General features: G+C 64.3%; 19 protein-coding genes. 11 read left to right on the top strand and 8 right to left on the bottom strand.

Annotated features, from left to right (window positions below; genetic code table 11):
• Positions 1–325 precede the first annotated feature (325 nt).
• Positions 326–1,312: an ABC transporter substrate-binding protein gene (locus AYJ54_RS30510; RefSeq protein ID WP_063705060.1), complete on the bottom strand. Its 987-nt coding sequence runs from the start codon at positions 1,310–1,312 to the stop codon at positions 326–328.
• An 86-nt stretch (positions 1,313–1,398) separates the two neighbouring features.
• On the opposite strand from AYJ54_RS30510, the gene AYJ54_RS49910 reads away from it, so the two are divergent.
• From AYJ54_RS49910 to AYJ54_RS30465, 10 genes are all read left to right on the top strand, one after another.
• Positions 1,399–1,683 (top strand): hypothetical protein, encoded by a 285-nt coding sequence (locus tag AYJ54_RS49910; protein WP_136624037.1) that lies wholly within the window; start codon positions 1,399–1,401, stop codon positions 1,681–1,683.
• A 105-nt stretch (positions 1,684–1,788) separates the two neighbouring features.
• Complete coding sequence (locus tag AYJ54_RS30505) at positions 1,789–2,889, top strand: ABC transporter substrate-binding protein (protein WP_063704929.1); 1,101 nt, start codon at positions 1,789–1,791, stop codon at positions 2,887–2,889.
• On the top strand, positions 2,867–3,889 hold the full coding sequence (locus AYJ54_RS30500) for an ABC transporter permease (protein ID WP_063704927.1): 1,023 nt from the start codon (positions 2,867–2,869) through the stop codon (positions 3,887–3,889). Before AYJ54_RS30505 ends, AYJ54_RS30500 begins: the two co-directional genes overlap by 23 nt.
• Positions 3,883–4,680, top strand: coding sequence for an ABC transporter ATP-binding protein (locus tag AYJ54_RS30495; RefSeq protein WP_063704925.1), 798 nt, complete (start codon positions 3,883–3,885; stop codon positions 4,678–4,680). Before AYJ54_RS30500 ends, AYJ54_RS30495 begins: the two co-directional genes overlap by 7 nt.
• Positions 4,674–5,846 (top strand): acyl-CoA dehydrogenase family protein, encoded by a 1,173-nt coding sequence (locus tag AYJ54_RS30490; RefSeq protein ID WP_063704923.1) that lies wholly within the window; start codon positions 4,674–4,676, stop codon positions 5,844–5,846. The genes AYJ54_RS30495 and AYJ54_RS30490 overlap by 7 nt, the downstream gene beginning before the upstream one ends.
• A gap of 21 nt (positions 5,847–5,867) precedes the next feature.
• Positions 5,868–6,968 carry an LLM class flavin-dependent oxidoreductase gene (locus tag AYJ54_RS30485; RefSeq protein ID WP_063704921.1) on the top strand — a complete coding sequence of 367 codons (1,101 nt, stop codon included), beginning with the start codon at positions 5,868–5,870 and terminating at the stop codon, positions 6,966–6,968.
• Complete coding sequence (locus AYJ54_RS30480; protein WP_063704920.1) at positions 6,965–7,903, top strand: ABC transporter substrate-binding protein; 939 nt, start codon at positions 6,965–6,967, stop codon at positions 7,901–7,903. The genes AYJ54_RS30485 and AYJ54_RS30480 overlap by 4 nt, the downstream gene beginning before the upstream one ends.
• 458 nt (positions 7,904–8,361) lie before the next feature.
• Positions 8,362–9,207, top strand: coding sequence for a CmcJ/NvfI family oxidoreductase (locus AYJ54_RS30475; protein ID WP_063705058.1), 846 nt, complete (start codon positions 8,362–8,364; stop codon positions 9,205–9,207).
• A gap of 104 nt (positions 9,208–9,311) precedes the next feature.
• The gene (locus tag AYJ54_RS30470; RefSeq protein ID WP_063705057.1) at positions 9,312–9,626 is read left to right on the top strand and encodes a septal ring lytic transglycosylase RlpA family protein; all 315 of its coding nucleotides are present in this window, start codon (positions 9,312–9,314) and stop codon (positions 9,624–9,626) included.
• Between the two features lie 49 nt (positions 9,627–9,675).
• The gene (locus tag AYJ54_RS30465; protein ID WP_063704918.1) at positions 9,676–10,845 is read left to right on the top strand and encodes a Gfo/Idh/MocA family protein; all 1,170 of its coding nucleotides are present in this window, start codon (positions 9,676–9,678) and stop codon (positions 10,843–10,845) included.
• A 235-nt stretch (positions 10,846–11,080) separates the two neighbouring features.
• Here AYJ54_RS30465 and AYJ54_RS30460 read toward each other — a convergent pair whose 3' ends face one another.
• The 7 genes from AYJ54_RS30460 to AYJ54_RS30430 form a co-directional block, all read right to left on the bottom strand.
• Complete coding sequence (locus tag AYJ54_RS30460; RefSeq protein WP_063704916.1) at positions 11,081–11,278, bottom strand: hypothetical protein; 198 nt, start codon at positions 11,276–11,278, stop codon at positions 11,081–11,083.
• A 466-nt stretch (positions 11,279–11,744) separates the two neighbouring features.
• A complete protein-coding gene (locus AYJ54_RS30455; protein ID WP_063704914.1) occupies positions 11,745–13,055 on the bottom strand; it encodes an ABC transporter substrate-binding protein in 1,311 nt (436 codons plus the stop codon).
• Positions 13,056–13,238: 183 nt separating this feature from the next.
• Entirely contained in the window at positions 13,239–14,480 is a 1,242-nt protein-coding gene (locus AYJ54_RS30450; RefSeq protein ID WP_063704912.1) for an ABC transporter substrate-binding protein, read from the bottom strand.
• A gap of 42 nt (positions 14,481–14,522) precedes the next feature.
• Entirely contained in the window at positions 14,523–16,004 is a 1,482-nt protein-coding gene (locus AYJ54_RS30445) for an ATP-binding cassette domain-containing protein (RefSeq protein WP_063704911.1), read from the bottom strand.
• The gene (locus AYJ54_RS30440; protein WP_063704909.1) at positions 16,004–16,930 is read right to left on the bottom strand and encodes a branched-chain amino acid ABC transporter permease; all 927 of its coding nucleotides are present in this window, start codon (positions 16,928–16,930) and stop codon (positions 16,004–16,006) included. Before AYJ54_RS30440 ends, AYJ54_RS30445 begins: the two co-directional genes overlap by 1 nt.
• Before the next feature lies 1 nt (position 16,931).
• The gene (locus AYJ54_RS30435; protein ID WP_063704908.1) at positions 16,932–17,807 is read right to left on the bottom strand and encodes a branched-chain amino acid ABC transporter permease; all 876 of its coding nucleotides are present in this window, start codon (positions 17,805–17,807) and stop codon (positions 16,932–16,934) included.
• 98 nt (positions 17,808–17,905) lie between these two features.
• Entirely contained in the window at positions 17,906–19,153 is a 1,248-nt protein-coding gene (locus AYJ54_RS30430; protein ID WP_063704906.1) for an ABC transporter substrate-binding protein, read from the bottom strand.
• Positions 19,154–19,564: 411 nt separating this feature from the next.
• Here AYJ54_RS30430 and AYJ54_RS47940 point away from each other — a divergent pair.
• Positions 19,565–20,325, top strand: a protein-coding gene (locus AYJ54_RS47940) for an IS5 family transposase (protein WP_430641378.1) whose coding sequence is annotated in 2 segments (ribosomal slippage) — positions 19,565–19,921 and positions 19,924–20,325 — 759 coding nt in all. Because the reading frame shifts where the segments join, the coding sequence is not laid out codon by codon here.
• Positions 20,326–20,337 lie beyond the last annotated feature (12 nt).

The following is a 20,337-nucleotide window of genomic DNA, read 5'->3' as shown; positions in this document are numbered from 1 at the left end:
CGGCATGGGCAACCGGAGAGCGAGCCCCGGCGGTCCGGACGCGCGGGGTGAGGCATCGCGTTACCGGCGAAATCACAGGTTCGATGCTAGTGCGGCGGCGCGCCAGGAGTCCTTATGGGCTCCTTATGTTGTCCTGATCTTTTCCTTAAGACCACAGGTCCCCGTGCGGAGGCGCCGCCATCCGGGCCGACACGCGGAGGTGCAGCCGGCGGCTAGAGCGAGAGCCACACGATGAGGCTCATGCAGGCGAGATGCGCAAGCACGATCGCGGCGAGATGCAGCGGGCCGGCCTTGAGACGAACCCCGCGCATCTCGCCGCCTCCGCCTAGTTCGATCCCGCGGCCGCGGCAGTGAAGCTGCGGTCGACGGCCTTACTGACGTCAAGCGTCTTCGGCAGGATGCCGTAGCGCGTCGAGCGGTCTGAGGCTTCCTGCACCTCCTTCACGACGTTCTCATCGATCACGATCGGGCTCGTGCGCTGCGCGGTATAGGCGGACAGCAGCACGTCCTCAGGCAGCTTGGTCAGCTCGGCCGTGCTCTTGGCGTATTCAGAAAGGTGATCAAGCGACCACAGCCGCGCCTTGTTCAGTCGCTGCACCAGGTCCTGAACCGCCGCTCGCTTGGTGGCAATGGCAGTGTCGGAGGCAACGATGAAGGTGATGGTCGGCGTCAGACCTTCGCCGTCGGCGATCACGCGAGCCTTGTCCTTCAGCGTCGCGAACGACACGTAGGGCTCCCACACCGCCCATGCGTCGATCGAGCCGGCCACCAGCGCGATCTTGGCATCGACCGGGCCGAGCGGTGCGAAGGTCGCGTCCTCCAGCCTGATCTGCGCCTTCTCCAGCGTCGCGTCGATCAAGAATTGTCCCCAGCCGCCGCGGGTGCCGGCGAGGCGCTTGCCCCTGAGGTCGGTGGCCGACTTGATCGGCGAATCCTGGCGCACGAGGATGGCTTGCGTCTTCGCATCCGATCTGGTGCCGCCGATCGCCTTGATTGGCGCGCCGGCTGCATAGACCGACAAGAAGGAGAGATCGCCGGTGTAGCCGACATCGAGCGCGCCGGCGTTCAGCGCTTCCAGGATCGGGGCAGCTGCGGGGAATTCCGACCATTCGATCTTGTACGGCAGATCCTTGGCATAGCCGGAGATATCGAGCAGCGAGCGGTTGCCGCCCTTCTGGTCGCCGACGCGCAGCACGACGGTGTCGGCGGCGAGCGATGCGGCCGCCGTCGACAGCGTGATAGCCACCGCGAGCAGAGATGCCGCGAGCCGGCGTGTTATGGAATGATCGTTGGAGTGCGAGTTGATGCTCATGTCTTCTGTCTTGTTGCTTTGCTCACGACGCGTGAGCCAGCGATGCGGCGAGACGATCAAGTCTATGACCGCGTGATACGCAGTCAATGAAACGGCCGACCGTATTGCAGGCGCGGCAGGCAAGGACGTTTCAGCGAACGAGCACTTTCGAGAAAGTGCGGTGCGCGTGGCCGAAGATGCGCAAGAATAATACAAGTAACGAAGAGGCGATGCAGGTTGCGCACCGATGCATCAGCGAAAATCGTTTCACCGCGCACGCACGCGCCGATGGAGAGAATGACTTCGCTTCGCGCAACATTCGAAATTCCATTTCATTGACGATGTGGTCGACGCGCCGCATGATTTGCGCATCGCATCAACGCGGCGCGTGATCACCGACGGAAAGATTCTTCTCTCAACGCAGCTCCGCACGGAACATGCGCAACGCGAACCGTTGGCGCATGGCGGAGCCATGCCAGCGCAGGAGCCAAAGACCGATGAACAACGAGAACAAGCGCAGCGGATCAGCGCTCGATCGCCGCCATCTGCTCCAGGCGGGACTTGCGGCGGCTTTCGCCGCGCCGCTCGGCGCGCTGGGCGCACATGCCTTTGCGCCGCGCGCGGTCGCGCCCGGCATCGACTTCTCGGAGTTTCCGCTGTGCCGGACGGCGGCTGACAGCCCCGCGCTCACCGGTGCGCCGCGCAAGCTGAAGCTGTCCTGGAACGCCGGCGCGGTCTGCCTCGCGCCGCTTCCCGTCGCCATCGAGCACGGCTTCTTCCAGAAGCAGAATCTCGACGTCGAGCTCGTCAACTATTCCGGCTCGACCGACCAGCTCCTCGAAGCGATCGCGACCGGAAAGAGCGATGCCGGTCTCGGCATGGCGCTGCGCTGGCTGAAGCCGCTGGAGCAGGGCTTTGACGTCAAGATCGCCGCCGGCACCCATGGCGGCTGCATGCGCGTCCTGACGCGTACCGACTCCGGGGTGGGCAAGCTCGCCGACCTCAAGGGCAAGATCGTCGCGGTCGGCGATCTCGCCGGCCCGGACAAGAACTTCTTCTCGATCCAGCTGGCCAAGCTCGGCATCGATCCGGTCAAGGACGTCGACTGGCGAGCTTATCCTGGCAACCTTCTCTATGTAGCCGTGGAGAAGGGCGAGGTGCAGGCGTTCCTGTCATCCGACCCGCTTGCCTATCTCTGGCTCAAGGACAGCCAGTACAAGGAGGTCGCCTCCAATCTCGACGGCGAGTACCGCGACAAGAGCTGCTGCATCGTCGGCCTGCGCGGCAGCCTGGTGCGCGAGGAGCCGCAGGTCGCCCGCGCCATCACCCAGGCGTTGCTCGATGCCGCGATGTTCACCTCGCAGAATCCGACTGTGGCAGCCAAGTCGTTCCAGCCTTACGCACCCAAGGCGGCAACGCTCGCCGACATCGAGGGCATGGTGCGCTACCACACCCACCATCATCATCCCGTCGGCGAAGTGCTGAAGCGCGAGCTCAAGGCCTATGCCGACGATCTGAAGAGCGTCCAGGTCTTCAAGCAGAGCACCGATACGGCGAAATTCGCGGAGCGCATCTATGTCGACGTATTCGCTGTCTGACGGCCTCGCCTCCGGCGCGCCGCGGATCTCGCGCGCGCCGTTGCTCGCGGCTTGGGTGAAAGAGTCCGGCGCAGGCGTCGCGGCCAGTGCCGCCTGGATCGCTTTTGGCCTGTCCTGCCTGTGGTGGGAGGATGTCGGCGATTGGTCGCGGACGCACTCGCTCGGCATTGCCGCCTTCGTCATCGCCGCGATCACCCTGTTCGGAACCGTCGGCGCCGATTATCTCGGTTCGGCCGGTCGGGCCCTGCGCCAGCGCGCGCCTTGGCTGGTCGCGCTCGGTGTTTTCCTGACGCTCTGGGAGGTCGCGACCGCAAAATTCGCCTGGTTGCCGCTGCCGTTCTTTCCGCCGCCGCAGGCGATCATCGAGGTCTATACCGATGATCTGCCCAAACTGCTCGACAGCGTCTTTGCTTCGGTCAGGCTCCAACTCGGCGGCTATCTCATTGGTGCGACAATCGGTTTCCTGACCGGCGTTTCCATCGGCTGGTCGCGCGCGGTCGGCTATTGGGTGCATCCGGTGCTGCGCTTCATCGGCCCGCTGCCGGCGACCGCCTGGCTGCCGATCGCGTTCTTCACATTCCCGTCGAGCTGGAGCGCCTCGACCTTCCTGATCGCGCTCGCGACCGGCTTCCCGGTCACGGTGCTGACCTGGTCGGGCGTCGCAAGCGTCAGCAATGCCTATTACGACGTCGCGCGCACGCTGGGGGCAAAGCCGTCGTTCCTGGTGCTGAAGGTCGCGATCCCCGCGGCATTGCCGCACGTCTTCGTCGGCCTGTTCATGGGGCTCGGCTCGTCCTTCGCCGTGCTCGTCGTCGCCGAGATGATCGGCGTCAAGGCCGGGCTCGGCTGGTACCTGCAATGGGCGCAGGGCTGGGCCGCCTACGCCAACATGTATGCGGCGCTGATCGTGATGTCACTGCTCTGCTCCGGCGCGATCACGCTGCTGTTTGCGATCCGCGACCGCCTGCTGGTCTGGCAGAAGGGGACTGTCAAATGGTAGCCGCAGCTCTTGCCGAAGCCATCACCCATCCGGCCGCCGGCGCCGCACTCGACATCGATAATGTCAACCACGCCTTCGACATCGACGGTGCCGAGCTGCCGGTGCTCAGCGACGTCAGCATCTCGGTCGAGCCGGGCGAGTTCGTCGCGCTGCTCGGCCCCTCCGGCTGCGGCAAGTCGACATTGCTGCGGCTCGTCGCGGGTCTCGACAAGCCAAAGGCGGGAACGCTGCGCGAGGACGAGAGCCGCATCAGAAGCCCGCAACCCTCGCGCGTCGTCGTGTTCCAGGATCCGACGCTGTTTCCCTGGCGCTCGGTCTGGGACAATGTTGCGCTGGGGCTGGAAGCGCAGGGTATCCTGAAGAGCCAGCGTCAGCGAGTCGATGCCGCGCTCGATCTCGTTGGCCTTTCGGCCTTCCGCAACGCGTACCCGCACCAGCTCTCCGGCGGCATGGCGCAGCGCGTCGCGCTTGCCCGCGCTCTGGTCAACGATCCCAAGATCCTGATCCTGGACGAGCCGCTCGGCAAGCTCGACTCGCTCACCCGCATCACCATGCAGGCCGAGCTCGTCGCGCTGTGGCAGCGCAAGGGTTTTACCACGCTGCTGGTGACGCATGATGCCGAGGAGGCACTGGTGCTTGCCAACCGCGTCATCGTCTTCAGCGAGCGGCCCGCGCGCGTGAAAGCTGACATCCGCGTCGACCGTCCCTATCCGCGCCACCGCGGCGATCCCTACCTTGCGGACCTGCGCCGCCAGATCCTCGGCCTGTTGGGGCTCGACGCCACATGGTGAGTCCTGCCACCAGGGGCCGGACGGCCCAGAGCGAACCCGATTACGTCGCGCGCGCCGAGACGCTGGCCGAAGGCTTTGCCGTGCGAGCGGCGGCGCATGATCGCGATGCCAGCTTTCCCTTCGAGAATTTCCGCGAACTCTCCGAGGCAGGCCTGCTGTCGCTGACGGTGCCAGCGGCGCTCGGCGGGGCCGGAGTCGGCGCGAGATACATCGCGCGGGTCCTCGGCATCATCGGCAAGGCCGATCCGTCGACCGCGCTGGTGCTGTCGATGCACTACGTCAACCATCTGGTAATGTCGCGCAGCCCGAATTGGCCGGCGCGACTGTCGCGCAAGCTCGGGCGCGAAGCCGTCGAAGGCATTTCGCTCGTCAACGCGCTGCGGGTCGAGCCGGAGCTCGGCTCGCCCGCGCGCGGCGGCCTGCCGGCGACGATCGCGCGGCGCACCGAAACCGGCTGGCGCCTGACCGGCCACAAGATCTATTCGACCGGCGCGCCGATCCTGAAATGGTACCTGGTCTGGGCGCGCACCGACGAGGCGGAGCCGCGCGTCGGGCAGTTCCTGGTCCCGGCGGGCCTGCCGGGCACGCGCATCGTCGAGACCTGGGACCATCACGGCCTGCGCGCCAGCGGCAGCCACGACGTCATCTTCGACGACGTCGTGATCCCCCTCGATTCCGAGATCGATGTGCGCAGACCTGCGGATTGGGGCGGGCCCGACGTCACGCAGGCGATGGTTCACACCGTCTTCGTCGCCGCGATCTATGACGGCGTCGCACGCGCTGCGCGCGACTGGCTGGTGAGCTTCCTGAAGCAGCGCGTTCCCGCCAGCCTCGGCGCGCCGCTCGCGACCTTGGCGCGTGCGCAGGAAATCCTCGGCGCCATCGAGGCGCGCCTTTCCGTCAATGCGCGGCTGATCTCGTCCTTCGCCGGCGATTTCGACGACGGCATCGCGCTCTCCGCCGCCGAATCCAACGTCATCAAGCTGACCGTGACGAACAACGCCGCCGCCGCGGTCGAGGACGCGCTCTCGCTCACCGGCAATCATGGCCTTAGCCGCGCCAATCCGCTTGAGCGGCACTATCGCGACGTCCTGTGCGGCCGCGTGCACACGCCGCAGGACGATTCCACCCGCATCGGCCTCGGCCGCGTCGCACTCGGGCTCTAGGGATCAAGTAAGGAGACGATCATGTCGATCGAGTTCATCGGTTATATCAGCAACAACAATTCGTCCGAGACCATCGTCCGCGAGGGACTGGTCCTCGATCCCACCCACATCGAGACGGTGGCGAAGGCGCATGAGAACGCCGGCTTCGACCGCGCGCTGCTGGCATTCCATTCGACCACGCCGGACAGCCTCCAGGTCGCCCAGCACGTCCTCAACGTCACCGAGCGCCTCAACGTGCTGATCGCGCAGCGCCCCGGCTTCACGTCGCCGACGCTGCTGGCACGACAGTTTGCGGTGCTCGACCAGTTCTCCCGCGGCCGCGTCGCGCTGCACGTCATCACTGGCGGCAATGCCACCGAGCTCCGGCAGGATGGCAACACGCTCGACGACAAGGACGCGCGCTATGCCCGCACCTCCGAGTTTCTCGACATCGTCCGCCAGGAATGGACCAGCGACAAGCCGTTCACCTACAAGGGCAAGTACTATCAGGTCGAGAACGCTTTCTCGCAGGTGAAGCCCTATCGTCCCGAAGGCATCCGCATCTATTTCGGCGGCGCCTCGGACGCGGCGATCGATGTCGCCGGCAGGCACGCCGACACCTTTGCGCTGTGGGGCGAATCCTATGCCCAGGTGCGCGACGTCACCTCGCGCGTCCATAACGCAGCGGTCAGGCAGGGGCGACCGACGCCACGCTTTAGCCTCTCGGTGCGGCCGATCATTGCGCCGACGGAGAAGCAAGCCTGGGAGAAGGCTGAGGCGATCCTGGCGCGCGCCACTGCGCTCCAGGACAGGACCGGCTACCGCAAGCCGGTCGACGGCAACGCTACCGCCGGCGCGCGGCGCCTGCTCGCGCTCGCCGACCAGGGCAGCCGCATCGACAAGCGGCTCTGGACCGAGATCGCAAAACTCACCGGCGCAAACAGCAACACCACCGCGCTGGTCGGCACGCCCGAGCAGGTCGCCGAAGTCTTTGGCGACTACTACGACCTCGGCATCACCCACTTCCTGATCCGGGGCTTCGATCCGCTGATCGATGCGATCGAATATGGCCGTGAGCTGATTCCGCTGACGCGCAAGCTGATCGCCGAACGCCAGGTCGCCCGCGGCGAGGCGGCGGAATGATCCGCCTCATGCTGGCCGGCGCGCTGCTGTTCGGTTCGTTGGACCTGGCGGCAGCGCAAACCACCCTGCGCGTCGGTGACCAGAAGGGCAATTCGCAGGCGGTGATGGAAGCTGCCGGCGTGCTCAAGGACGTCCCCTACAAGATAGAGTGGAAGGAGTTTCCGGCCGCTGCACCACTGCTCGAAGCGCTCAGCGCCGGCGCGATCGAGACCGGTCTCGTCGGCGATGCGCCCTTCACCTTCGCCGCCGCATCCGGCGCGCCTGTGAAGGCGATCGCTGCGATCCGGCAGACGCGGGAAGGGCTCGCGATCCTCGTGCCTGAGAATTCGCCGATCAAGAGCTTCGACGATCTGCGCGGCAAGAAGATCGCAACCGGCCGCGGCTCGATCGGTCATCAACTGATCCTCGCCGCGCTGGAAAGGAACGGCTGGAGCGCGAGCGACGTGCAGATCGCCTTCCTCGCGCCGTCCGATGCCAAGATTGCCTATACGCAAGGTTCGGTCGATGCGTGGTCGACCTGGGAGCCCTATGTCAGCCAGGAGGAGGTTCTGTTCAAATCGCGCCGCATCATCACCTCGGAAGGCCTGACGCCGGGCCTGAGCTTTCAGGTGGCGCGGCCCGAGGCCATCCGCGACAAGCGCGCGGAGCTGACCGACTTCATCCGGCGCCTCACAGCGGCGCGGGCGTGGTCGCTGAACAACGTCAACGGCTACGCCGAGACCTGGGGCAGGCTGATGAACATCCCGACCGCCGTGCCGCAGAACTGGCTCGCGCGCGCGAAGATCCGGATCGCGCCGATCGATGACGGCGTGGTGTCGGACGAGCAGGCCACCATCGATCTCTATTTCCGCTGGGGCTTGATCAAGCAGAAGCTCGTCGCCGCCGAGATCGTCGATCGGTCCTTCGCGGACGCGATCGCCAAGGCCGGATTGTAGCTGCTGGGCTTACTCTCGTGTCCCGGACGCGGCGCAGCGTGTAACGCTGCGCCGCTGAGCCGGGCTCACGAACGCGCGATCGGCTTTGGTCGAATCGGTACCAGCAGAGACGTACTTCACCTCTCCCGCAGGGAGAGGTCCGATCGCATCGTGAGATGCGATCCGGGTGAGGGGTTACGGTCTCACTGTGTGCGGCGGCCCCTCACCCGGATTGCTACGCAATCCGACCTCTCCCCGCTGGGGAGAGGTAAGTCTTAGACTGTACTTGTTTTCGTTTCACGGCCGTATCAACGCTTAGTGAGGCGAGAACGGCGTTTCCAACCCGGTCGTCGTCCTCGAAACATTCCTTCTGCATTCCACGCGTTCGGCAGCGTTCACATTGCTATTTGGATCGCCTCCCTTGCAGCGCGATGGATCCCGTCAAAAATCAAGCAGACGACCACATCGGGAGACCGGCCATGGGCCTGCAAGAAACAAAAATCGAATCGCTTCCCTTCGTCACCGCCGAACTCAACTATCTCGCGCCGACAACCGCCAAGCCGCGCACCTACGCTTTCGATCCGCCGCCGGGCGAGCCGAAGAGCACGGCGCTCCCGGAGCCGCATCAGGTTCCGATCTTCGATGCCCGCCTGATCGCCGATAATTTTTCGCTCGATCGTGAGGGCTTTGCGTTGGTGCGCCATCCGACACGGGTGAAGGACTTTTACAACGATGCAGAGGTGAGGGCGGTCTACTATCCCGCGGTGGAGGCCTTCCTGCGCGCGACGCTGAAGGCCGACCGCGTCGTTATCTTCGACCATACGGTGCGCAAACGCGTCGAGGGCGCCGCCGACATTCGTGGGGCCGGACCGCGCCAGCCTGCGACCCGGGTCCATGTCGACCAGACCATCGTCTCCGGGGCCAACCGCGTGCGCGAGCATCTGCCGGATGAAGCCGAGGAGCTTCTCAAGGGCCGCGTGCAGGTGATCAACCTCTGGCGTCCGATCCGTGGCCCCTTGCGCGACTCCCCACTCGCGATGGCTGACGGCACGACGGTCGCGCCCGACGATCTCGTCGCTTCCGACCTGATCTATCCCAACCGCCGCGGCGAGACCTATTCGGTGAAATACAATCCGAACCACCGCTGGTTCTATTTTCCCGAGATGACGTCGGACGAGGCGTTGCTGCTCAAGTGCTATGATTCCGCAACCGACGGCCGCACCCGCTTCGGGCCGCACACCGCCTTCGTCGATCCGACTACGCCGGCTGATGCGCTGCCTCGCGAAAGCATCGAGCTGCGCACGCTGGTCTTTCACAAACAGTAACAATGTGTGATGGCACTGCCGGGCGCAGCCCGGCAGTGTTTAGGAACTTCGGGGAACAATTCAGCGTTTGCAGCGCCGGGCAGGGCCAACCGGGGAGCCGTGCCGTGCGAACGCTGACGCTATTATTCCTTTGTCTTGCCGGTTTCTCGTTTGTCGCTTTTTCTGTTGCGCATGCTGAAAGTGGACTTGCCTCATATTACGGATACGGAAAAGCCGCCAGGAGCGGCGAGTTGACCTGCGCGCACCGGACGCGGCCATTCGGGAGCGTGCTCACGGTGTCCTATGGCGAACGCTCGATCCAGTGCCGCGTCAATGATCGCGGTCCCTTCATCCGTGGCCGTATCGTCGATCTCTCCGTCCCCGCCGCCCGTGCGCTGGGCGTGATGAGCGCCGGCGTGGTGCGCGTCTCGGTGCAATAGACAAGCCGCCTTGCTATAGTGCCGCCCGAACCAGGCGGTGAGGAGCGCAATGGCAAGGATCAGGGTAGGGCTCGCAGGCTGCGGCTTCGTGTCGGAGCTGCACATCTACGCATTTCGCCGCGTCTACGGCGTGGATGTGGAAGTTGCGGCCGTGGCGGCCCGCGGCGACCATGTCGTCGAGTTTGCTCGGCGCCACCAGATCCCGCGCTGCTATCGCAGCTTTGCCGACCTGATCGCTGACCGCGAGCTCGACGTCATCGACATCTGCACGCCGCCCAATCGCCATGCCGAGATGATCGTCGCGGCGATGCAGGCCGGCAAGCACGTCATCTGCGAAAAGCCGTTCGCCGGCTATTTCGGCCGTGAAGGCGACAAGCAGCCGATCGGCAAGCATGTGCCGAAGGCGCTGATGTATGAGCGCGTGCTGGAGGAAATGGACGAGACGCGGATCGCCATCGAACGCACCGGAAAACTCTTCATGTATGCCGAGGACTGGATCTACGCGCCCGCAGTGACCAAGACCGCGGAGATCATCAAGGCGACCAGGGACAAGATCCTGTTCATGAAGGGCGAGGAAAGCCATTCCGGCTCGCACGCGGCGCATGCCGCGCAATGGGCCATGACCGGCGGCGGTTCGCTGATCCGCATGGGCTGCCATCCGCTCTCGGCCGTGCTTTATCTCAAGCAGGTTGAGGCGAAGGCGCGCGGCGAGACCATCCGCGTCGCCAGCGTCACCGGCGATGTCGGCAACGTCACCGCAGGGCTCAAGCCCGAGGAGCGCACCTACATCAAGGCCAATCCGGTCGACGTCGAGGACTGGGGCACACTCACCGCCACTTTCTCCGACGGCACCAAGGCCGCCGTGTTCTCCGGCGACATGATCATGGGCGGCGTGCGCAACCTGATCGAGACCTACACCTCCGGCGGCTCGCTGTTCGCCAACATCACGCCGAACATGCACCTGATGAGCTACCAGACCAGCGAGGAGAAGCTCGCGAGCGTCTACATCACCGAGAAAGTCGACCGCAAGACCGGCTGGCAATATGTCTGCCTCGAGGAGGAATGGACGCGCGGCTATTTGCAGGAGATCCAGGACTTCATGGAATGCGCCGCGACGGGACGGCAGCCGCTGTCCGACCTCGCGCTGGCGTATGAGACGATCAAGGTGAACTACGCTGGGTATTGGGCCGCGGAGGAGGGGCAGCGGGTGGTGTTGTAGGTCATTGCAGTGCTGATCGATTAGCCGCGCGCACGCTGCCTACCGCTCTCCCCTTGTGGGTGCCTTTCCGCGCCTACCAAGCCCCGACAGCCATCAAAACAAGAATGGTCACGCACGAGACGCAAGCGATCGATGCAGTATAGAATTCGGGAGTGTTCAATGTTGCCTCCGAGTTGCTGCCGCTTTTCTTGATTGCTGCTGCGGCGAGGAGAGGCCCCCCTGTTTCGTGGCCGCTTCAATTCGGCGTGCCGTGACCGATTTCGTGCTGGGTGTCGGTCCTGCCAACGCTACTCTGATCGGCAGGATCGTAATCCGCTTGCAAGGTTTCGGGACGTTTGCCCCTGATCAGAAGCTGTTTCCGCATTTCAGCGAGGCGGGCGCGGCAATATTCGCGATAGAGAAGGTCGAATATGGCGGGCATGGTCACCCCCATCGTTGACTATCACTGCGATAAGAGATTCCCGATACGAGCAAGATATTCCCGATACCAGCCCCGCCGGATGGCTCCCCGATGCGAGCCCTTCGCCGACTGCGCCAATTCCAAAGCTCAAACGCGATTGGTTGACTGGCTTGTATGTGCGAAAAAAGGAGCAGGTCCAATTATCTGGAGCGTAGTGTAGCAGGCCTCTGTTTCAGCAAAACTTCGTCTCACAACTTGAGAGCGCTGCTCGGCGACTAAAAATCCAACTACAGCGCGAAATAACTTACCACTGGATGCAAGCACCGTCGGCTGCAACGCCGCCCGAGATGCTAGCGGCTGCCGGGCTTTTGCCGGGAGAGGCACAGGCTGCCTTCGGCAGCCGTCTCGAAGAATGCCGAAGCGAAGCTTGGGCTACGTCGCGGGCAGGGCGGCGAGCCACCCTCTCGCAAGGGGAGAGGGTGCAGCGTCAGCGCGGCGGCTACGCCCCGTAGGTCGAGCCTTTCGGCAGCGGGAAGACCGGATCCTGCGTCCGGATATTCGTCGGCCACACCACCGAGATGTGTTCGCCGGCGTTCTGCATCACGACCGGCGTCGAGCGTTCGTTCTGGCCGGAGAGCGGGGTACCCGGCGGGAAGAATTTGACGCCATAGCCCTGGATGGTGCCGCCGGCGGGGATGTCGACATCGAGCGCCGCCTTGCGCACCGCCTCAGGTTCGAAGCTGCCGTATTTTTCCTTGGCGACCGGCAGGACGTTGTTGAGCAGCACCCAGGTCTGGTTAAACCCCATCGAGCAGTGCGGCGGCACGTCGGTGGCGCCGGTCTTGGCCTGGTAGCGCGTGACCATGGTCTTGATGAGGTCGCCCATGCCCGGCGCAAGCTTCGAGGGATCGAGCAGTTGTGCCGGCACCGGATCGATGTTGCAGAAATTGTCGATGTCGGCGCCGAAGGTGGCGCGCAGCTTGTCGAGCTGGCTGTAGCCGGCGCCGGCCCCGAACAGCATCTTGAAGCGCAACCCGCTCTCGCGCGCCTGGCGCAGGAACAGGGTGATATCGGGGTTGTAGCCGGCATGCGAGATCACGTCGGCCTTGGCGCGCTTGATCTTGGTCACGAGCACCGAGAGATCTGGCGCGGAGGCCGAATAGCCCTCGCGCAGCACCACCTGGATGCCGGCCTGCTTGGCATAGGCCTCGTCGGCGGCGGCGACGCCGACGCCGTAGGGTCCGTCCTCATGGATCAGTGCGACCTTGACGTCCTTCGGGTCCATGCCGAGCTTGGCTTTCGCATGCTCGGCGATGAAGCTCGCGAAGGCCTGGCCGTACTGATCGGAATGGATTTGCGCGCGGAAAACATATTGCAGGTTCTTGTCCTTGAACACGGCGGTCGAAACGGCCGTCGTGATCCAGAGGATCTTCTTCTGTTGCTCGACCTTGGCCGCGAGCGGCACCGCATGCGAGCTCGCATAGACGCCGTTGAGGATGTCGATCTTCTCTTGGTTGATCAGGCGTTCGGCCTCGTTGATTGCAACGTCGGGCCTGCTCTGGGAATCCGCGGCGACCGGAGCAACCTTGTACTTGCCGCCGATACCGCCCTTCTCGTTGACGAGGTCGATCGCGATCTGCGCGCCGACCGAGGAGGCGACCGAGCCGCCGGCGGCAAACGGGCCGGTCAGGTCATAGATCAGGCCGATGCGCAATGTCTCGGCTTGTGCCCGGGCGCGCGTCCAATCGAGGCTGAGTGCGGCGGCGGCAGCCGCCGAGGTCTTCAGCAGCGTCCTGCGTGAAGTCGGCATCCTATCCTCCCTCTGAACCGTCGTACGTTCGGCTATGTTATTTTTTTGCGAAGTATTCAGAGCGGGCGGTGGAAAGTCAACATCGTCCAAGGTCGATAGGGTTGGTGCCGCAATTGCGAAAGGCAAAGAAAAAGCCCACCGTTCCGCGCGGAGCGACGGGCTCGATGTCGGCTGGCACGCGGATTACTGCGACAGCTTCACGAAGTTCGGAAACTTCATCTTCCCTTCCGCGATCCTCTCGGGCCAGACCGTGATCTGCTTGCCGTCCTGCCACTGGAAGACGAGGCCGGTCACCGCGCCGGTGCCGGACTTGATGCCGTGGGTGAACTCGTCGTCCTTGCCGTAGAACTGGATGCGGCCGATCGTACCCTCGTAGTCGGTCTTCTCCAGCTCGGCGACCATCTTGTCGGGATCGGTCGAGCCCGCGCGCTTGATCGCGTCGGTGATGAAGTAGACCTCGTCATAGGCGGTGTAGCCGGTATAGGCCGGCGGCGTGCCGAACTTGGCCTTGAAGGCGGCGGCGAACGGCTTCGTCTTCGAGGTCACGGCGACATCGGGCGTTGCCACCGCCAGCGACGGCACGCCGTCGGCGGCGCCATTGGTGTCCTTCCAGAAGGTCGGGCTCAGCGCCTGCGCGCTGATGCCGAACATCGGGATTGGCACCTGCTGGTTCTTCCACTGCACTGTCGGCTGCACGCCGACATGGGAGATGCCGGTGACGATCACGTCCGGCTTCTTGCTCTCCATGTTGTTGAAGATCGGCGTGAAGTCGGTGGTGTCGGGCGAGAAGCGCACGTGCTCGACCACCTTCAGCCCGGCCTTCGGCAGGCAGGCCTCGTAGCCGACGTCGAGCGGCTTGGTCCAGGCCGCGTCCTCGCTCATGATCGCGACCGTCTTGAACTTGAGCTTGTCGACGAGGAGATCCTTGGCGGCGTCGCAGACGAGCTGGGCCTGTGCGGCCGAAGTCAGGTAGCCGTGAAAGGTGTACTTGTTCTTCTCATAGTCGTTGTGGATCGCCTTGGTGATCTCGTTCGATGCGGCGCCGGGGGTGATCAGCGGCATCTTCAGGCGCGCCGCCCACGGCTCGAGCGCCAGCACGACTTCGCTGATATAGCTCGCGATTACGGCCGACACCTTGTCCTCGCTCACCGCGCGCTGGAAGGCGCGCACGGAATCTGCCGAGGAGCTCTTGTTGTCGTAGGTGACGATCTCGATCTTGCGGCCGAGCACGCCGCCCTTGGCGTTGATCTCGTCGGCGGCGATCTGCGCGCCGCCCGGGGTTGCCGCACCCGCGATCGACTGCACCTCGGCGATGACGCCGATCTTGATCGGATCGTTCGACTGCGCATAGGCGGGCGCGGCGAGGCACAGCCCCAGCGCGGAGGCGAGGAGCAGGCTACGGCTCATTGTCGTCGATGATCGCATGGTCGTTCCCTTTCGTTTGTTTTGTTGTTGTTATGAACTGCCTCAGAGATATCCGGCGCCGGCTTCCGCGGCGAAGCGGCCGGGATCGCCCTCCCAGACGATCCGCGCATGCTCGAGCACGTAGACGCGGTCGGCATGCGGAAGCGCGAAGGTCACGTTCTGCTCGCCGAGAAGCACCGTGATCGACGTCGTCTGCCGCAGTTTCTCCAGCGCCTTGGACAATTGCTCGAGGATGACTGGCGCAAGGCCCAGCGTCGGCTCGTCCAGGATCAGGATCTGCGGCTGCATCATCAGCGCGCGCCCGATCGCCAGCATCTGCTGCTCGCCGCCGGACAGCGTCTGCGCCAGCTGGCCCTGGCGCTCTTTCAGGATCGGGAACAGCTCGAACAGCCAGGCGAGCTGCGCCCCGCGCGCCGCGTCGGTCAGATGCTGGCCGCCGAGATCGAGATTCTCGCGCACCGTCATCTCGCCGAACAGTTCGCGCGATTCCGGGCACTGCACGAGGCCGCTGCGGGCGATCTTCGCCGGGCTCGTGCCGCGCAGCTTCTCGCCGCCGCGCAGGATCTCGCCGCTATAGGGCAGGAAGCCGGAGATGGTGTTGAACAGCGTGGTCTTGCCGGCGCCGTTGAGGCCGACGATGGAGACGAACTCGCCCTCATGGACGTGGACCGAGACGTTTTCCAGCGCCTGCGCCTTGCCGTAGTGAACGCTGACGTTCTCGACCTGCAAGAGCGGCACCTTGTCCTTGAAGCTGGTCTCGGGCCGCGCATGGGTCTCGATCGCGCCGCCGAGGTAGACTCGCCGCACGGTCTCGTTCTTCATGACGTCGTCGGCCTTGCCGGTGACGATCTCCTCGCCGAGATACATCGCGAGCACGCGGTCGACGAGCGCAGCGACGCTCTTGACATTGTGGTCGACCAGCATCACCGCGCGGCCCTCATCGCGAAAACTGCGGATCAGGTCGGAGAAGACGTCGACCTCGGCCCGCGTCAGGCCGGCGAAGGGCTCGTCGACCAGCACGACCTTGGGGTCGCGTGCGATCGCCTTGGCAAGCTCGAGCCGGCGCAGATCGGCAAAGGGCAGCGTCGGCGGACGGCGGTCCATCACGGCGCCTAACCCGACGCGGTCGGCGATCCACTTGGCGCGGTCGACCAGCGCCTTATCGGGGAACAGCATGAACAGGCTGTCCGGCAACAGCGCCACCATGATGTTCTCCAGCACGGTCTGCCGGTTCAGCGGCCGCGAGTGCTGGAACACCATGCCAAAGCCCTTGCGGGCGATCTTGTGCGCGGGAAGACCTGCGACGTTCTCGCCTTCGAAGATCACCTCGCCGGCGGTCGGGCGCTCGATGCCCATCACGCTCTTCATCGCGGTGGACTTGCCCGAGCCGTTTGGCCCGATCAGGCCGAAGATCTCGCCGCCGTTGACCTCGAAGCCGAGGTTCTTCACCGCCGTCAGGCCGCCGAAGCGCTTTGTGAGGCCGCGGACCTTGAGCACGGGCCGGTTTGCAGTCATCTGGTCCATCACGAGCGCGCCTCGCGCGAGAGGGCCGCTCCGAGGAAGCCGCCGGGGAAGAACAGCACGACGAGGAGGGCGACCGCTGAGACGATGAAGGTCGCGAGCTCTCCGGTTGGCCGCAGGAACTCGCCGGCGACGATCAGGAAGATCGCGCCCAGCGCCGCGCCAAGCACGGTGCGCCGGCCGCCGAGCACGGCCGAGACGATGACGTTCACGCCGACCGCGACGTCGACGACGGTGCCGACCGAGGCGGTGCCGAAGTAGAACACCAGGAGCGCGCCGGAGAGCCCCGAGAAGAACGCGCTGACGATGAAGGCGGCGAGCTTGTGCTTGACGATGTTGAAGCCGAGCGCGCCGGCCTGCACGGGATCCTGGCCGCTTGCCTGCAGCACGAGCCCGATCGGCGATTGCGACAGGCCATAGAGGATCGCCGCCGAGATCGTCATGAAGCCGAGCGCGATCCAGTAGTTGGCGCCGGCGTTGATGGTGATGACGTCGGGGATGGTCAGGCCGATCTCGCCGCCGGTGAGGTCGGCGAATACCACGATGAAGTTCTGCAGCATCAACACCGCGACCAGCGTGGTCAGGCCGAAATAGGGACCGCGCACCCGAAGCGCCGGCAGCGCCAGTACCAGGCCTGCGACGACGGAGGCGAGCGCCCCTAACACGATGCAGAGATAGACCGACCAGCCGAACTGGTTGTTCAATATGCCGGCGGTGTAGGCGCCGACGCCGATCAGGAAGGTCGGCCCGAAATTGACCTCACCGGCGAAGCCGAACAAGAGGTCCCAGGCCATCGCGAAGACGCCGAAATAGAACGCGACGGTGAGAAGCCCGAGCACATAGCCGGAGACGTAGAACGGCAGGATCGCCGCGATCACGACCAGCGCGAGCGAAACGAAGAACAGGCGCGAGGTGAAGAATCCGGACATCTCAGCGCCTCCCCAGAAGGCCCTGGGGCCGGATGTACATCACGACGACGAGCAGCAGGAGCGCCGGAATGGTGCGGTAGGCCGGCGAGACCAGATAGGCGGTGATGGTTTCGAGATAGCCGACCACGAAGGCCGCGATCAGCGAGCCGGAGACGCTGCCGAGGCCGCCGAGCACAACGATCGAGAACGCGCTCGCCGTCAGCGGCCCGACGCTGTAGGAGCTGACGCCCAGGAACATCCCGAGCAGCACGCCGGCGATGCCGGCGAGGATGCCGTAGATCGCCCAGACCACGATGAAGATGTTGGTGAGCTCGAGGCCGAGCAGCGTCACGCCGCGCGGGTTCATCGAGGCTGCCAGCACCGCCTTGCCGGTCCGGGTGCGGTTGACCAGCAGCCAGAGTAGCGCGATGACGAGGCAGCACACGATCGCGGTAAAGATCTCGTTCTTCGGCGTGCGGACGCCGAGGATGTCGACGACGCCCTCGACGATTGGCAGCACCGTCTTGGCGTTGTTGGTGAAGAAATAGGCGATCAGCTCCTGGATCATGATCCCCCACAGCAGCGTGCCGGTGAGGACGAAGATCTCCTTCTCCTCATTCGGAATGCGCCGGGAATCCTGGATCGGCTTCACCACCGCGAAGTAGGTGGCGAAGGCCGTGACCAGGGCGACGGCGACCCCGATCAGCGCGCCGGCATAGGTGCCGACGTTCAGGATGCTGGCGGCGGCCCAGGCCGCGACCGCTGCGGCCACCATGATGGCGCCGTGGGAGAGGTTGAGCACGCCGGAGACGCCGAAGATCAGCGTGAAGCCGGTCGCACCGAGAGCGTAGAGGGCGCTGATGGCGAAGCCATCGATCAATATCTGGAATGCTCGCATCTATGATTGGCCAGGCAGTCTTGGCTGCCTCTTGGAGAGAAGGTGCTGCGGAAGCCGCATGTGGAAGCTCCCGGGGTTGGGCCCGGGAGCTGTTCCGGCTAGTTCGTTGTGAGCTTGATGAAGCTCGGGAACTTGATCTCGGTCTTGGCCACCTCCTTGGGCCATACCGCGATCTGCTTGCCGTCCTGCCATTGCAGCATCAGCCCGGTGATCAGGCCCCTGCCGTACTTGATCGAGTGGGTGAACGGATCGTCCTTGCCGTAGAACTGGACGCGGCCGATCGTGCCTTCCCAGTCGGTCTTCTCGAGCGCCGCGACCAGCTTGTCGGCGTCGGTCGAGCCGGCGCGCTTGGCGGCATCGGCGATGTAATAGACCTCGTCATAGGCGGTGTAGCCGGCATAGGACGGATAGTTGCCGAACTTCTTCTTGAAGTTCTCCGCGAACGGCACCGACTTCGGCGTCACCGCGACGCCGGGGCCGGAGACGCCCTGGTAGAGCACGCCCTCGGCCGCCTGGTTGGTGTCCTTGCCGAAGGTCTCGTTGGTCGCCTGCGAGGAGATGCCGAACATCGGGATCGGCACCTCCTGGTTCTTCCATTGCACGGTCGGCTGCACGCCGACATGGGAGATGCCGGTGATGATCACGTCGGGCTTGGAGCCCTCGATCTTGTTGAAGATCGGCGTGAAGTCGGTGGTGTCAGGCGAGAAGCGGATGTGGTCTAGCACCTTCAGCCCGACCTTGGGCAGGCATTCCTCGTAGCCGACGTCGAGCGGCTTGGTCCAGGCGGCGTCCTCGCTCATGATCACCGCCGACTTCATGTGCATCTTGTCGACGAGCAGCTCCTTGGCGGCGTCGCAGACCGACAGCGCCAGCGCGGCCGAGGTGAGGTAGCCGTGGAAGGTGTACTTGTTCTTCTCGTAATCGGCGTGGACGCTCTTGCTGATCTCGTTGGAGGCCGCGCCCGGCGTGACGAACGGCGTCTTCAGGCGCGAGGCCCAGGGCTCCAGTGCCAGCACCACCTCGCTGATGTAGCTGGCGATGACGGCATTCACCTTGTCCTCATTTACCGCGCGCTGGAATGCGCGTACCGAATCCGCCGAGGAGGAGTGATTGTCGTAGGAGATGATCTCGATCTTGCGGCCGTCGACGCCGCCACCCGCGTTGATCTCGTCGGCCGCGAGCTGCGCTGCCTGCGGGATCGATGCGCCGGCGATCGCCTGCGCCTCCGCGATCACGCCGATCCTGATCGGGGCTGCAGCAAGTGCCGCGCCCGACGCTGTCATCAGCGCACCGAGCGAGGCCGCACCGAGGACCATTCGCAATGCACCAGAGAGTATGGTTTTCATGTTGTTCTTTCTCCCTATTAATAAGCCTCTTATGAGCTATTGGGCCGCGACTATAACGGCGATGACATTCTCGGCAAGTGAAACTGCATTCAGGATTGTGAGAGCCGGACTAAAGTCTAGAGCTGCGCAAACAGCAGGCAGCATAGTTGCAAGTCCTGTTTCGCGATCAGGCATGCAGATTTCGTCGATCGCTATGCTGTGCGCGCCCGGCCTTGCGATCGCCGGTGTCAGCCCGACTCGCTCGCACTGCGAGCAGCCATTGATCATCGCCCGCCACGGGCGTCGATGCGACCGCCGGCGAGCTGCGTTGTTATCGGCAACGCCGCGCGGAGCGAGAAGGTCCTAGGGTCTGTACCTAATTAGCGCGCTCTGATTCTCTTGCACCCGAACTGATTCGGCACGGGGGCTTTGATGCGCAAGGGGCTGTTCTGGCTCAACGACAAGCAGTGGGCTCAGATAAAGCCGCATCTGCCAACGAACCAGACCGGACCGGAGCGCGAAGATGATCGACGCATCATCAGCGGTATCATCCACATGCTTCAGTGTGGCGCGCGCTGGCGCGATTGCCCGCCCGACTTTGGTCCTTACACGACGATCTACAATCGGTTCAATCGCTGGGCCAAGCGCGGACATTGGCAGGCGATCTTTGAAGCGCTCGCCCGCTGCGGCAAGGATGGCGTGACTTTGTCCATCGACTCCACCTCGATCAAGGCGCATCGCTCGGCGAGCGGCGGAAAAGGGGGGAACATGAACAGGCGATCGGCCGCTCGCGCGGCGGGCGGACCACGAAAATCCACGCGCTGAGCGACCCTGATTGCAAACCCTGCGCATTTCATCTCACTCCGGGCCAGGACGCAGATATTGCCGCAGCGCCGGCCCTTTTGGAACTCGCGCCGCCCATGTCTGCCCTCATTGGGGACAAAGGCTACGACGGCGACGGCTTTCGCGCCGAAATCGTCAATCGTGGCGCCAAGCCCGTCATTCCAAACAAATCCAACAGGGTGACCTTCCACAACTTCAGCAAGCGCATCTATAAAGGGCGCAATGTTATCGAGCGTTGCTTCTGCCGGCTCAAGGATTTCAGGCGTGTCGCAACTCGTTACGATAAACTCGCCAGAAACTTCTTGGCTGCCGTCCACATCGCAGCCATCGTCGCCTATTGGATCAATTGAGTCTGGACCCTA

It is taken from the genome of Bradyrhizobium centrolobii, from assembly GCF_001641635.1.
Classification (GTDB): Bacteria; Pseudomonadota; Alphaproteobacteria; order Rhizobiales; family Xanthobacteraceae; genus Bradyrhizobium; species Bradyrhizobium centrolobii.
The sequence above is the reverse complement of the archived record's forward strand: the minus strand, read 5'-3'. Positions and strand labels throughout refer to the sequence as shown.